A 12,880-nucleotide genomic window follows, 5' to 3' on the forward strand; every position below is an offset into this window, starting at 1 on the left:
CGCCCGAGAGGGCGATGGTGCGCGAGGCCGGCGTGATGTGTCCGCCACGAGCAGAATGTCGCATCGTCCGGGTGTCCGGGGGCGGGGTTAGGGTGAAGACGATCAGCACGGACCCGGTTCCGAACGACGGGTCCCGTTGGCGCGGGAAGGGGATCGGGATGTTGGTGCGGGAAGCTCTGGGAGACGTGCTGCGCTCGCTCCGGACCGATCAGGGACGCACGCTCAACGATGTCGCCACGGACGCGAACGTGTCCACGCCCTACCTCTCCGAGTTGGAACGCGGCCGCAAGGACGCCTCCTCCGAAGTGCTCGCGACCATCGCCGCTGCACTCCGCACCCGCCTCGACCTCGTGATGTTCGAAATCGCCGATCGCATCGAGTCCGGAACGGGTTCCGGCGTCCTGACGGGCGAGGCGGCCGGCGCAGAGGCTGCGCGTGGTCATCTCGTGATGCTGCCGTCGGTGGCGGTGTCGCCGGGCGATGCCGAGTCTGCTGAGCTTGCCGAACTGCCGACGCAGAACGCGGCGCTCCTCGCGGCGTAGTTCACGGACGGGAGCCGTCTAGAAGGGGCGCTTGCGCCGAAGTATCGTTTCTGTATACAAAATGGGGCTATTTTCGCGCACCTGAAGTCATTTCGTCGTGATCTGTATACACTGGATGGGTCCGATGGTGACGAAGGAGGCCCAGATGCGCGTCAGCGATCGCGCCTACCGCAGCCTCCGCGAGGAGATCCTCGAGGGCATCCTCCGCCCGGGTATGGTCCTCGCCGAGGTCGAGCAATCTACGAGACTCGGCATCTCACGCACACCACTCCGCGAAGCGCTCTCACGACTCTCGGCGGACGGACTCGTCGGCTCGACGCCCGGCCGAGGACTCGTCGTCACCGAGGTCTCGACCGACCGCATCGATGACCTCTTCCGCGTCCGCCGTGCACTCGAGGAGCAGGCGGCCAGACTCGCAGCGCAACACGGCGATCCGGCACGCTTCACTGCCATCGCCGCCGAATTCGCTGACGCGGGCACCCTGCTCGAACAGGGCGATGAGGCGAAGCGCGCGTACTACGATCTCGTTGCGCGGTTCGACGCCGAGATCGCCGCCGCAGCGGACAACCCGTATCTGACGCAAGCGCTCGGGAACCTCCGCACCCACCTTGATCGGGTCCGCCGCCTCTCGAAGGACCGTCCGGACCGGTTGCTCGCCGCTGCTGCCGAGCATCGCCTCATCGCGGAGGCGATCGCCGCCGGTGACGAAGAACTCGCCGCCCACGCCACGCACGTCCACCTCCACCTCAGCTTGCGCAGCATCCATGCCGCGCGAGCGGCGAAAGGAACCCCATGATCCAGCACCACCTGCGCGTCCACCGGAGCGACGAGAACCTCGCCAAGGAGGGGCAGCTCGCGTGGCAGCTCGCGCGCGTCGCGACCGACACCGTCGACGTGACCCCGGAGGTCGTCGACATGATCATCAACCGGGTGATCGACAACGCGGCCGTCGCCGCGGCATCGCTCACCAGGAAGCCCGTCTCCTCGGCCCGCGCCCAAGTGCTCGCGCATCCCGTGAGCACCGGCGGCAACGGCTCGACGGTCTTCGGCCCGGACCCGGCGCGCAAGGTCTCGCCGGAGTGGGCGGCGTGGGCGAACGGCGTCGCGGTCCGCGAACTCGACTACCACGACACCTTCCTCGCGGCCGAGTACTCGCACCCGGGCGACAACATCCCGCCCATCGTCGCGGTCGCCCAGCACGTCGGATCGACGGGCGCGGACCTCGTGCGCGGCATCGCGACCGGCTACGAGATCCAGATCGACCTCGTGAAGGCCATCAGCCTCCATGCGCACAAGATCGACCACGTCGCACACCTCGGCCCGTCGGCCGCCGCGGGGATCGGCACGATGCTGCACCTCGACCAGGACACGATCTACCAGGCCATCGGCCAGGCCCTCCACACGACCACCGCGACGCGACAGTCCCGCAAGGGCGCGATCTCGACGTGGAAGGCGCACGCCCCAGCGTTCGCAGGCAAGATGGCGGTCGAGGCCGTCGACCGGGCGATGCGCGGCGAGACGAGCCCGTCGCCGATCTACGAGGGCGAGGACGGCGTCATCGCCTGGCTGCTCGATGGCCCCGACGCCTCCTACGAGGTGCCGCTGCCCGGGGAGGGCGAAGCGAAGCTCGCGATCCTCGACAGCTACACGAAGGAGCACTCGGCCGAGTACCAGGCGCAGGCGTGGATCGACCTCGCGCGGAAGCTGCACAACGAGTATCCGGAGTTGGTGGCCCTTCGACAGGCTCAGGGACCGGGTGCGGATGCTGCCCAGGGGACTGGACCGGGTGCGGATGCGGCTCAGGGGACGGACGCACCGGCGATCCAGAGCATCGTCCTCCACACCTCGCACCACACGCACTACGTCATCGGCTCCGGGGCGAACGACCCGCAGAAGTACGACCCGACGGCGTCACGTGAGACGCTCGACCACTCGATCCCGTACATCTTCGCCGTGGCGCTGCAGGACGGCGCGTGGCACCACGTCGACTCCTACACACCGGAGCGCGCCGGCCGTCCGGACACGGTCGCGCTGTGGCACAGCATCACGACCGCGGAGGACCCGGAGTGGACGCGCCGTTACCACTCGAACGACCCGGCAGAGAAGGCGTTCGGCGGTCGTGTGGAGATCACGCTGACCGACGGCACGACGATCGTCGACGAGATCGCGGTGGCCGATGCGCATCCGCTCGGCGCGCGCCCCTTCGCCCGCGCCGACTACATCGCCAAGTTCCGCGCCCTCGCCGAGGACGTCCTCGAACCCGCGGAGATCGAGCGCTTCCTGGGCCTCGCCGAGCGCCTCCCCGAGCTGACGGCCGACGAGGTCGCCGCCCTCACCATCCAGGCCGCACCCGGTGTGCTGGCCGCCGCACCCCACCCGACGGGACTCTTCTGATGCTGTACTCGCAGACGACACCGGCCGACAAGCGTCGCGCCTTCCGTGAGCGACTCGCGACCGGCGAGCTGCTGCGCTTCCCCGGCGCGTTCAACCCGCTGTCCGCGCGCCTCATCGAGCAGAAGGGCTTCGACGGCGTGTACATCTCGGGCGCCGTGCTCGCCGCGGACCTCGGGCTCCCCGACATCGGGCTGACGACGCTCACCGAGGTCGCCGGCCGCGCGAAGCAGATCGCCCGCATGACCGAGCTGCCCGCGATCGTCGACGCCGACACCGGCTTCGGCGAGCCGATGAACGTGGCACGCACGATCCAGGAACTCGAAGACGCCGGCCTCGCGGGCGCGCACATCGAGGACCAGGTGAACCCCAAGCGCTGCGGGCACCTCGACGGCAAGCAGGTCGTCGACGAGGGCACGGCGCTCGGCCGCATCCGGGCCGCGGTCGACGCGCGCCGGGACCCGAACTTCCTCGTCATGGCGCGCACCGACATCGCCGCCGTCGACGGACTCGACGTCGCGATCGACCGCGCCAAGAAGCTCGTCGACGCGGGCGCGGACGCGATCTTCCCCGAAGCGATGCGGTCGCTCGAGGAATTCGCGGCGATGCGCGCAGCGGTCGACGTGCCGATCCTCGCCAACATGACCGAGTTCGGTAAGAGCGAGCTGTTCACCTCGCAGCAGCTCGCCGACGTTGGCATCAACATCGTCATCTGGCCGGTGTCGCTCCTCCGGATCGCGATGGGGGCCGCCGGTCGGGCCCTCGACACCGTGACCGAGGAGGGATCGCTCACGTCGAAGCTCGGCGAGATGCAGCATCGGGCCGATCTCTACGACCTCATCGACTACGAGGGCTACAACCGGTTCGACGGTTCGGTCTTCAACTTCACGGTCAACCGGTAGGCGAGGCGTCCCCGGTGCCTGAGCTCGTCGTCCCGGTCCCTGAGCTTGTCGAAGGGTTGACGTGAGACACTTCGACAAGCTCAGTGACCGCGAAGCTCAAGCTCAGTGACCGGCCTCCCGGTCCCTGAGCCTGTCGAAGGGCCAACGGCACCACGCACCACCAGCACGGACTCAGCAAAGGAGCAGACATGACGGGCAACGGCACCACGAACGCGACCATCGACATCAAGAAGGGTCTCGCGGGAGTCGTCGTCGACGTCACCTCGGTCTCGAAGGTGAATCCGGAGACGAACTCGCTCCTCTATCGCGGCTATCCCGTGCAGGAGCTCGCCGCGCAGTGCAGCTTCCAGCAGGTCGCGTACCTCTTGTGGAACGGCGAACTGCCGAGCGATGAGCAGCTCGCAGCGTTCGAGGCCGACGAGCGCGGGCAGCGGGCGCTCGATGACAACGTCAAGGCCGCCATCGATCTCCTGCCGACCACCTGTCACCCCATGGACGTCGTCCGGACCGCGGTGAGCGTCATCGGCGCCAACGATCCCGATGCCGAGGACGCCAGCCCGGAGTCCAACGCCCGCAAGTCCGTGAGCCTGTACGCGAAGCTGCCGGCGATCGTCGCCTACGATCAGCGCCGTCGACGAGGGCAGGACATCGTCCCGCCGCGGGATGACCTCGACTACAGCGCCAACTTCCTCTTCATGACGTTCGGCGAGGAAGCCGATCCGGTGGTCGTCGAGGCGTTCAACGTGTCGATGATCCTGTACGCGGAGCACTCCTTCAACGCGTCGACGTTCACGGCTCGGGTCATCACCTCGACCCTCAGCGACCTGTACTCGTCTGTCGTCGGCGCCGTCGGTGCACTCAAGGGCGCGCTCCACGGCGGCGCGAACGAAGCCGTTATGCACGTCTTCGGCGAGATCGGGACGGCCGATCATGCGGTCGAGTGGCTGGAGACGGCGCTCGCCGAGAAGCGCAAGATCATGGGCTTCGGGCACCGCGTGTACAAGAACGGCGACTCGCGGGTCCCGACGATGCACGCCGCGCTCGAACGCCTCGTCGAGCACTACGACCGCCCGGAGGTCCTGGAGCTGTACACGACCCTCGAGGACGCGATGGTCTCACGCAAGAACATCAAGCCGAACCTCGACTACCCGTCCGGTCCCGCGTACAACCTGATCGGCTTCGACACACCCACGTTCACGCCGTTGTTCGTGGCATCGCGTGTCGTCGGATGGACGGCTCATGTGGCGGAACAGCTCGCCTCGAACGCCCTCATCCGCCCGCTGTCGGAGTACGTCGGACCCGAGGAACGACACCTGCTGTCCTAGGCGGGTAATTCCCGGTCACTGTCCACCATCTGATGGGTGGACAGGAGTACGCTGATGTCACAGACACCAGCGTCTCAACGAGAGGGAATCTCCCATGCCAGTACCGTCCGGTCAGCCCCTGTTCGAGCGCAAGTCCCTGCGCGAGACCGCAGCGGAGCAGATTCGCGCCGCGATCTTCGACGGGACTCTGCAGCCCGGCGAGAACCTGAACGACCAGGAACTCCAGGACTGGCTCGGCGTTTCACGCACCCCCATCCGTGAAGCCCTCAATGACCTCGCCCGCCTCGGCCTCATCGAGATGGCCCCGCAGCGCTACACGCGTGTCGCGCAGCCGACCCCGGAGGACCGCACCTACATCCTCCAGACGCTCGGCGCGCTCGTCGGCGGCGTCGTCCGCGTGACTGTCCCCGAACTCTCCAAGCAGCAGCGCACCACGCTCGCGAAGTCGGTCGATGGCGTCATCGCCATCGTCGGCAAGCGCGACGCCAAGGGCCACGGCGACCTGTCCTGGAAGCTCGTCGACGAGTTCATCGCGGCATGCCCCAACTCGGTGCTCGTGACGGCGACCCGCGACCTCATCGACGGCCTCGCGTACCGACTGTCGGTCACGCGCACCGAGGAGAGCACCGCGTGGGACGCGCTCGAAATCGGTTACCCGTCACTGCGCGACGCCGTCTTGGCGAACGACGCGATCGCCGCGGAGCTCGCCATCGAGACGGTGTTCCAGCTGCCGCTGCCCGCAGCGGAGTAGTTCCGGCGGGGCTCGGTGGGGCTCAGCGGGGCTCAGAGGGCCTTACCGGGCTGCAGCGGATGTGAGCGAGTCCCGGCAGATCTCGGGGACTCCGGCAATTCATCGATCCGGCCGACGATCACGGGTTCCGTGGTCGTCGGCCGTTGTCGTCGGCGCGCCATCGGTCGAAATCGCGCAAGGCGATCAGCCGGAACCGGGGAGCCGTTGTATGACTCCGACAGATGATGCGTAGACGGTGCACAAGCGGCGGTAGCATCCACGCATGCATCTGATGTTCCGCACCCTGCTGCTGTTCCTCACCTCCCGTCGTCGGTTGCGTCGGGGCGAGAAGCTCGGGAATTGGGACGTCGGCCGGATCCAGGTGCGGGTCCTGCCGACCGACCTCGATTTCCTCCGCCACATGAACAACGGCGTCTACCTGTCGATCTTCGACCTCGGGCGCTTCGACCTGCTCATCCGGAACGGCCTGTGGGACGAATTCGATCGCCGAGGCTGGTATCCGGTGGTGTCGAGCGAGAGCATCACGTTCCGGAAGTCGCTGCAGCTGTGGCAGCGGTTCACGGTCGAGTCACGGGTCGTCGGCTATGACGACAAGGGCGTGTTCATCGAGCATCGGGCGATCGTCGATGGCGAGATCTACACGCAGGCGACCGTGCGGGGCCGCTTCCTGAAGAAGTCGGGCGGCACCGTGTCCATCGCGGAACTCCTCGAGATCACGGGCCCGCCGCCCGCAGACATCACCGTCCCCGCGTGGCAGAAGCAGTGGGCCGTCGACGTCGCCCTTCCCCCCACGAAGGCCCCAGCCCCCTCCGACTGGTAGCCCTCCTCCATCCCGCGAGGGGTCACGAATGGCTAGTTGACGGGGCATTGGACTAGCCATTCGCGACCCCTCGCGGGATGGGATGTCGGTGGGGGGACGTAGGGTGATGGCGATGTCAGCTGTGATGATGGATTCGGATGCGCGACCGGTACCGAGCGTGAGTACGCGGTATCGGCCGCCCGTGCCGATCGATGTGCACTCGACGCTGGGGCTCATTGCTCGCGGCGGCGACGGGCCGTGCTTCCGCCGGACCCCGACGGGGGTGTGGTTGACGATGCGGACGCCAGAGGGGGCCGCGACACTGCACGTCGGCGTCTGGGCCGCAGGGGAGATCGCCGCGACCGCCTGGGGTCCCGGCGCGGAGTGGGCCATCGACGGCGTACCGGCGCTCCTCGGCGCCGACGACGACTGGAGCGGCCTCGACGTCTCGGCCAGCCCGTTGCTCACCGAAGTCCTGCGCCGGAACCCCGGCCTCCGCCTCAGCCGCAACCGACTCGTGTTCGAGATGCTCGTACCGGCCGTCCTCGAACAGAAGGTCACCGCCCTCGAAGCCTGGCGCGCCTGGCGACACCTCGTCCGCGCGCACGGTGAGCCGGCGCCAGGGCCCGCTCCGGAGGGCATGGTCGTCGCACCCGCGGCCGCGGCCTGGCGGATGATCCCCAGCTGGGAGTGGCACACCGCCGGCGTCGGACCGCAGCGGTCGGAGACCGTCGTCCGGGCGTCTCGACTGGCCGATGCGATCGAACGCACGATCGACGAGCCACCCGTCGAAGCAGCACGACGTCTGCAGAGCCTCCCGGGCATCGGGGTGTGGACCGCGGCTGAAGTCGCCCTCCGCGCGCACGGCGACCCCGACGCGGTGAGCGTCGGCGACTACCACCTCGCATCGAGCGTCGGACAGGCGTTGACCGGCAGCCCGGTCGACGACGACGCGATGCTCGACCTCCTCACCCCCTGGGCTGGACAGCGGCAGCGGGTGCTGCGGCTGATCGGGCGCAGCGGCATCCACAAGCCGCGGCGTGGGGCCAAGATGACGATTCAGGACCATCGGCGGCATTGAAGGGGGTTGGGGCCGGGCCCTTCGACAGGCTCAGGGACCCGGCGCGGGCGGGTTGTCGAAGGGTCGCGGGGTCCTCTCGGGCTCCAGCGAATAGTCTGGGGACATGGTGAACGTTCCGGACGAGACGTCCCCCGAACAAACCGCTCTCGAACACCGAGCGATCGCTCTCGCGAGCCGTTGGGTCGATGAGGGCGCAACAGCAGTGGCCGATCCGGCAGCCGCCCGCCTCGCCGGCGTGCTCCGGGACCCGGACGGCCTCGCGTTCACCGTCGGCTTCGTCGACGGCGTGATGCGGCCGGAAGACCAGGTCGTCGCCGGCAACAACCTCGCAGCCGTCGCCAAACTCACCCCAGGCTTCCTGCCCTGGCAGCTCAAGACGGCCCTCCGGGTCGGCGGGACCGTCGCGCCCGCGATGCCCTGGGGCGTCGTCCCGATCGCCCGCTCCGTGCTGCGCCGGATGGTCGGCCACCTCGTCGTCGACGCCACGCCGGCGCACCTCGAAGAAGCCCTCACCAAGCTGCGCGCCGACGGTTCCCGCCTCAACCTCAACCTCCTGGGTGAAGCCGTCCTCGGCGAACGCGAAGCGGCGAAGCGCCTCGCCGGCGTCCGCACCCTCCTCGAACGGCCCGACGTCGACTACGTGTCCGTCAAGGTGTCCTCCATCGCCAGCCAGCTCTCGATGTGGTCGTTCGACGAAGCCGTCGAGCGCATCGTCGGACGGCTCACCCCGCTCTATGAGACGGGGCTCGCGAACGGCACGTTCATCAACCTCGACATGGAGGAGTACCGCGACCTCGATCTCACGATCGCAGCCTTCACCCGCATCCTCGACCAGCCGCACCTGCTCCGGGCCGAGGCCGGCATCGTGCTCCAGGCGTACCTGCCGGACGCGCTCGCGGCCATGATGCAGCTGACCGCGTGGTCCAAGCAGCGTGTTGCTGCCGGTGGCGCACCCATCAAGGTGCGGCTCGTGAAGGGCGCCAACCTCGCGATGGAGCGGGTCGACGCGGCCCTGCACGGTTGGCCCCTCGCGACCGTCGGGTCCAAACGCGAGGCCGACACCAACTACAAGCGCGTCCTGCACTGGGCGCTCACGCCCGAGCACACGGCGGTCGTGAAGGTCGGTGTCGCTGGGCACAACGTGTTCGACATCGCCTATGCCTTCCTGCTCGCCGGCGACCGAGGCGTCGCCGACCACATCGATTTCGAGATGCTGCTCGGGATGGCCACCGGACAGGTGGAGGCCATCAAGGGCGACGTCGGCAACGTCCTCCTCTACACACCCGTCGTCGACCCGAAGGAGTTCGACGTCGCGATCGCCTATCTCGTCCGCCGGCTGGAGGAGAACGCGAGCGCAGACAACTTCATGTCCGCAGTGTTCGAACTCGCGAGTTCGCCAACGCTGTTCGCGCGGGAACGCCGCCGTTTTCTCGACGCTGCCGAGGAACTGCGCGAGACCTACGGGGAGATCCCCGGCCCGAACCGGACGCAGGACCGCCTGGCCGAGGAAGCCGCTGCTGCCTCAGCTTCCGCGGCCGCTTCCGCTGCAGCTGCTGCCTCGAACGCTGCTGCGGCGTCGACCGGACCGGACGATCATCACCACCCGGCCGATGTCCAGATCACGAGTACCGACGACCTCTTCCGTGACGCGGCAGGGCCGGAAGAGGGCCTCACGCACCAGGTGCTCGGCCTTGAACGCGGGTCGCGGTCCGACAGCGTGATCCCGAGCACCACGGGCTACGTCGAGACCGCCGTGTTCTCCCGCTCGGAGCGCGGAGGGATCGTCGACGGCGCGATCAGCTTCACGAACACCCCGGACACCGATCCGTCGCTGCCGAGGAACCGCGAGTGGGCCGCCGAGATCCTGGCCCGCGTGCCGGGGTCCACCCTCGGGACCGAGCGCATCGCATCGGCCGAGGTCACGGACGCCGCCGAGTTGGACCGCATCGTCGCCGGTGTCGCCGAGGCCGGCAGACGATGGGCGTCACGGCCGGCCGCAGCGCGTGCCACCGTGCTCCGCGCCGCCGGCCGGATGCTCGCGGCACGCCGCGCATCGCTCATCGAAGTCATGGCGAGCGAGACGGGCAAGACCATCGCGGAGGGCGATCCTGAGGTCAGTGAAGCGATCGACTTCGCGAACTACGCGGCAGCCAACGCGCGCGGCCTCGACGAGGTGCGTGGCGCACGGTTCGTGCCGTCGCGCGTGACCCTCGTGGTGCCGCCGTGGAACTTCCCGGTCGCGATCCCGGCCGGCGGTGTGCTCTCCGCGCTCGCAGCAGGGAGCGGGGTCGTCATCAAGCCGGCGCCGCAGGCGAAACGCTCGGCCGCCGTGCTGGTCGAGGCGCTGTGGGACGCCGGTGTGCCGCGTGACGTCCTCGCCCTCGTCGACGTGGCGGAGGACGAGCTGGGGGAGCACCTCGTCACGCACCCCGACGTCGACCGGGTCGTCCTCACCGGTTCGTTCGAAACGGCCGCGCTGTTCCGCAGCTGGCGGGCCGATCTGCCGCTCCTCGCGGAGACGAGCGGCAAGAACGCGATCATCGTCACGCCGAGCGCTGACCTCGATCTCGCGGTCGCCGACATCGTGCAGAGCGCGTTCGGACATGCCGGACAGAAGTGCTCGGCCGCCTCGCTCGTGATCCTCGTCGGTTCCGTCGCTCGCTCAGAGCGGTTCCTCCGACAGCTGGAGGACGCCGTGCGGTCGGTGCGGGTCGGGTGGCCTGCGGACGCCGGAACCCGGATGGGGCCGATCATCGAACCCGCCGGCGAGAAGCTCCTCGAGGGCCTCACCTCGCTCAGGCTCGGCGAGCACTGGCTCGTGCAGCCGCAGCTCCTCGACGACTCCGACGTCACGGGTGATGCCCCGAGCGGACGCCTGTGGTCGCCCGGCGTGCGGACGGGCGTCCAGGCCGGTTCGCCGTTCCACACGACCGAGTACTTCGGGCCGGTGCTCGGCGTGATGCACGCGCCGACGCTCGCCGACGCGATCCGCTTCCAGAACGCGACGCCGTACGGGCTCACCACCGGCATCCACACCCTCGACGCCGACGATCTCGCCGAATGGGTGGATCACGTCGAAGCCGGCAACCTGTACGTCAACCGGGGGATCACTGGCGCCATCGTGCAGCGGCAGCCGTTCGGCGGCTGGAAGCGGTCATCGGTCGGCACCGGTGCGAAGGCCGGCGGCCCCAACGCGTTGTTCGGGTTGGGCGACTGGATCCCGGACCCGGGTTCGTCCAGCCGGACGCTCCACCTGCGCGGCCTCGACACGCGCATCGCCAAGCTCATCGAGGCAGCCCAGCCGTCGCTCACCTATGAGGCGTTCGACGTGCTCCGCCGTTCTGCGCTGAGCGACGCCGTCGAGTGGGGCACCGAGTTCGGCGAGGTCAAGGACGTCTCCAAGCTCGGGGTGGAGCGCAACCTGTTCCGCTACCGGCCCGTGCCCGTCACCGTGCGGATGGCGGCCGGAGCCGACCTCGGTGATGCGCTTCGTGTGCTCATCGCGGCCGTGCGATCACGCTCCGCGTTCACGCTGAGCCTTGGCGGACGACTGCCCCGTGAGGTGCGCGACTGGCTCACCGAGCTGGACATCGCCGTCTCGCTGGAGACCGATGAGCAATGGCTCACCCGGATGGCTGCCCGTGCGCCGATCGACGCCGGTGACGGTGTGGAGGCGCCGGTGTTCCCGACCAGGGTGCGGATCGTCGGGCCGAGGCGCGAGCCCGTGTTCGAACCGGCGATCGACGAGGGCGCGGAGGTGCCGACTGAAGCTGCGGGCGGTGTCGGCGCAGCCGCATCGCTCAGGGTCGATCCGGAACCGCTCGCCCTCCGGCTGAGCGAGGCACTCGGTGGCGATCCGGAGATCGCGATCTACGCCGGGCCGGTCACACAGTCCGGCCGGGTCGAACTCCTGCCGTTCCTCCGTGAACAGTCGATCTCGATCACCGCGCATCGCTTCGGGACGCCAGACCCCTGGTCCCAGGCCGTCATCTGACGCTTCCGCATGGCCGCCGGTTCGCCTCGGAATGGCGATCGGTGCGGTGCGCTGCGCTCAGCGGTCGGCTCGGAGTGCTGCGGTGACGAGGGCGATGGCGTCGTCGACGGGCACACCGAGCTGGTGGATGCGATCGGCGAAGGCAGTGGCGGCCAGTTGGGCGTGCCGCTCGGTGGTATCGCCGTGGGCTGAGACGAAGCTCCCGGCCCGGCCCCGTGTCTCGATGACCTCGTCGGTTTCGAGTGCCCGGTACGCCTTGGCGACGGTGTTCGGGGCGATACCGAGCTCATCGGCCAGCCCTCGAACGGTCGGGAGTTTCGCCCCGGCGGCGAGTGTCCCCTCGCGGACGGCGTCGATCACCTGCGTCCGCAACTGCTCGAACACGGGGACACCTGACGCTTCATCGACGCGGAACTCCATGCCCAGAGGCTAACGGATGACGCGCGCGCCGTTCAGCCGCCGGTCGGCCACGGTTTCAGTCGACGTGACGATGGATGAGCCTCGTCAACACGATCGCACTGCGCGTGTGGTCGACGTTGGGCGCCACCCGCACCTTTTCGAGTGCGTCCTCGAGCGCAGGAATGTTGCGCGCCCGCATGTGCACGATCGCGTCGGCGCTGCCCGTGACGGTTCCGGCGTCGACGACTTCCGGCACTCCGGAGAGGATTCGCAGCAACTCGCTCGGTGAAACGGTCCCGCGGCAGAAGAGTTCGACGTAGGCTTCTGTCTGCATCCCGTCAACGGTGGGGTCGACCTGGATGGTGAAGGACTGGATCACTCCGTCAGCCACCAGCCGGTCGACACGACGTTTCACGGCCGATGCCGACAACCCGACGACTGATCCGATGTCGCCGTACCCGGCTCGTGAGTTCTGCCTGAGCAGGTCGATGATGCCGCGGTCGAGATTGTCCATGCCACCAGTCTACGCACGTTTCTTGCGTCCTTCACGGCAAATACGCAGTTTTCTTGCGTACAGACAGCTGAGAACGCGGTGAACACCGTGTGACACTGAATATGGCGTGCCCCACGGGGCCCGAGGACAGCGTCCGCCGAAGCGCACCACTCCTTGGAGGACGACGTGTCATCGACGACCGA

Annotated in this window: 11 protein-coding genes; 9 read left to right on the plus strand and 2 right to left on the minus strand. The window is 68.6% G+C overall.

Annotation, left to right across the window (positions count from 1 at the left end; all coding sequences use genetic code 11):
* The first annotated feature begins 158 nt into the window (after window positions 1-158).
* The 9 genes from ACL9RL_RS19130 to ACL9RL_RS19170 all read left to right on the plus strand — a co-directional run bounded on the left by ACL9RL_RS19130 (window position 159) and on the right by ACL9RL_RS19170 (window position 11,785).
* Window positions 159-542 carry a helix-turn-helix domain-containing protein gene (locus tag ACL9RL_RS19130; RefSeq protein ID WP_422781882.1) on the plus strand — a complete coding sequence of 128 codons (384 nt, stop codon included), beginning with the start codon at window positions 159-161 and terminating at the stop codon, window positions 540-542.
* 145 nt (window positions 543-687) lie between these two features.
* Window positions 688-1,338: a GntR family transcriptional regulator gene (locus tag ACL9RL_RS19135; RefSeq protein WP_422781883.1), complete on the plus strand. Its 651-nt coding sequence runs from the start codon at window positions 688-690 to the stop codon at window positions 1,336-1,338.
* Window positions 1,335-2,936 carry an MmgE/PrpD family protein gene (locus ACL9RL_RS19140; protein ID WP_422781884.1) on the plus strand — a complete coding sequence of 534 codons (1,602 nt, stop codon included), beginning with the start codon at window positions 1,335-1,337 and terminating at the stop codon, window positions 2,934-2,936. The genes ACL9RL_RS19135 and ACL9RL_RS19140 overlap by 4 nt, the downstream gene beginning before the upstream one ends.
* Window positions 2,936-3,835 (plus strand): methylisocitrate lyase, encoded by a 900-nt coding sequence (gene prpB / locus ACL9RL_RS19145; protein WP_422781885.1) that lies wholly within the window; start codon window positions 2,936-2,938, stop codon window positions 3,833-3,835. The genes ACL9RL_RS19140 and prpB overlap by 1 nt, the downstream gene beginning before the upstream one ends.
* Before the next feature lie 188 nt (window positions 3,836-4,023).
* Window positions 4,024-5,160 carry a bifunctional 2-methylcitrate synthase/citrate synthase gene (locus ACL9RL_RS19150; RefSeq protein WP_422781886.1) on the plus strand — a complete coding sequence of 379 codons (1,137 nt, stop codon included), beginning with the start codon at window positions 4,024-4,026 and terminating at the stop codon, window positions 5,158-5,160.
* Window positions 5,161-5,254: 94 nt separating this feature from the next.
* Window positions 5,255-5,911, plus strand: coding sequence for a GntR family transcriptional regulator (locus ACL9RL_RS19155; RefSeq protein WP_422781887.1), 657 nt, complete (start codon window positions 5,255-5,257; stop codon window positions 5,909-5,911).
* A 262-nt stretch (window positions 5,912-6,173) separates the two neighbouring features.
* Window positions 6,174-6,731, plus strand: coding sequence for an acyl-CoA thioesterase (locus tag ACL9RL_RS19160; RefSeq protein ID WP_422781888.1), 558 nt, complete (start codon window positions 6,174-6,176; stop codon window positions 6,729-6,731).
* Between the two features lie 112 nt (window positions 6,732-6,843).
* Window positions 6,844-7,791 carry a DNA-3-methyladenine glycosylase family protein gene (locus ACL9RL_RS19165; RefSeq protein WP_422781889.1) on the plus strand — a complete coding sequence of 316 codons (948 nt, stop codon included), beginning with the start codon at window positions 6,844-6,846 and terminating at the stop codon, window positions 7,789-7,791.
* 103 nt (window positions 7,792-7,894) lie between these two features.
* The gene (locus tag ACL9RL_RS19170; protein WP_422781890.1) at window positions 7,895-11,785 is read left to right on the plus strand and encodes a bifunctional proline dehydrogenase/L-glutamate gamma-semialdehyde dehydrogenase; all 3,891 of its coding nucleotides are present in this window, start codon (window positions 7,895-7,897) and stop codon (window positions 11,783-11,785) included.
* Between the two features lie 57 nt (window positions 11,786-11,842).
* Here ACL9RL_RS19170 and ACL9RL_RS19175 read toward each other — a convergent pair whose 3' ends face one another.
* Window positions 11,843-12,205: a GntR family transcriptional regulator gene (locus ACL9RL_RS19175; RefSeq protein ID WP_422781891.1), complete on the minus strand. Its 363-nt coding sequence runs from the start codon at window positions 12,203-12,205 to the stop codon at window positions 11,843-11,845.
* 55 nt (window positions 12,206-12,260) lie between these two features.
* Window positions 12,261-12,698 (minus strand): Lrp/AsnC family transcriptional regulator, encoded by a 438-nt coding sequence (locus ACL9RL_RS19180; protein WP_422781892.1) that lies wholly within the window; start codon window positions 12,696-12,698, stop codon window positions 12,261-12,263.
* Window positions 12,699-12,880 lie beyond the last annotated feature (182 nt).

The organism is Plantibacter sp. Mn2098, assembly GCF_049319745.1.
In the GTDB taxonomy this organism is placed as follows: domain Bacteria; phylum Actinomycetota; class Actinomycetes; order Actinomycetales; family Microbacteriaceae; genus Plantibacter.

Coding starts and splice junctions, on each gene's coding strand:
- ACL9RL_RS19165 (WP_422781889.1), top strand. CDS start 6,844: ATGTCAGCTGTGATGATGGATTCGGATGCGCGACCGGTACCGAGCGTG.
- ACL9RL_RS19180 (WP_422781892.1), bottom strand. CDS start 12,698: ATGGACAATCTCGACCGCGGCATCATCGACCTGCTCAGGCAGAACTCA.
- prpB (WP_422781885.1), top strand. CDS start 2,936: ATGCTGTACTCGCAGACGACACCGGCCGACAAGCGTCGCGCCTTCCGT.
- ACL9RL_RS19155 (WP_422781887.1), top strand. CDS start 5,255: ATGCCAGTACCGTCCGGTCAGCCCCTGTTCGAGCGCAAGTCCCTGCGC.
- ACL9RL_RS19175 (WP_422781891.1), bottom strand. CDS start 12,205: ATGGAGTTCCGCGTCGATGAAGCGTCAGGTGTCCCCGTGTTCGAGCAG.
- ACL9RL_RS19150 (WP_422781886.1), top strand. CDS start 4,024: ATGACGGGCAACGGCACCACGAACGCGACCATCGACATCAAGAAGGGT.
- ACL9RL_RS19160 (WP_422781888.1), top strand. CDS start 6,174: ATGCATCTGATGTTCCGCACCCTGCTGCTGTTCCTCACCTCCCGTCGT.
- ACL9RL_RS19140 (WP_422781884.1), top strand. CDS start 1,335: ATGATCCAGCACCACCTGCGCGTCCACCGGAGCGACGAGAACCTCGCC.
- ACL9RL_RS19170 (WP_422781890.1), top strand. CDS start 7,895: ATGGTGAACGTTCCGGACGAGACGTCCCCCGAACAAACCGCTCTCGAA.
- ACL9RL_RS19130 (WP_422781882.1), top strand. CDS start 159: ATGTTGGTGCGGGAAGCTCTGGGAGACGTGCTGCGCTCGCTCCGGACC.
- ACL9RL_RS19135 (WP_422781883.1), top strand. CDS start 688: ATGCGCGTCAGCGATCGCGCCTACCGCAGCCTCCGCGAGGAGATCCTC.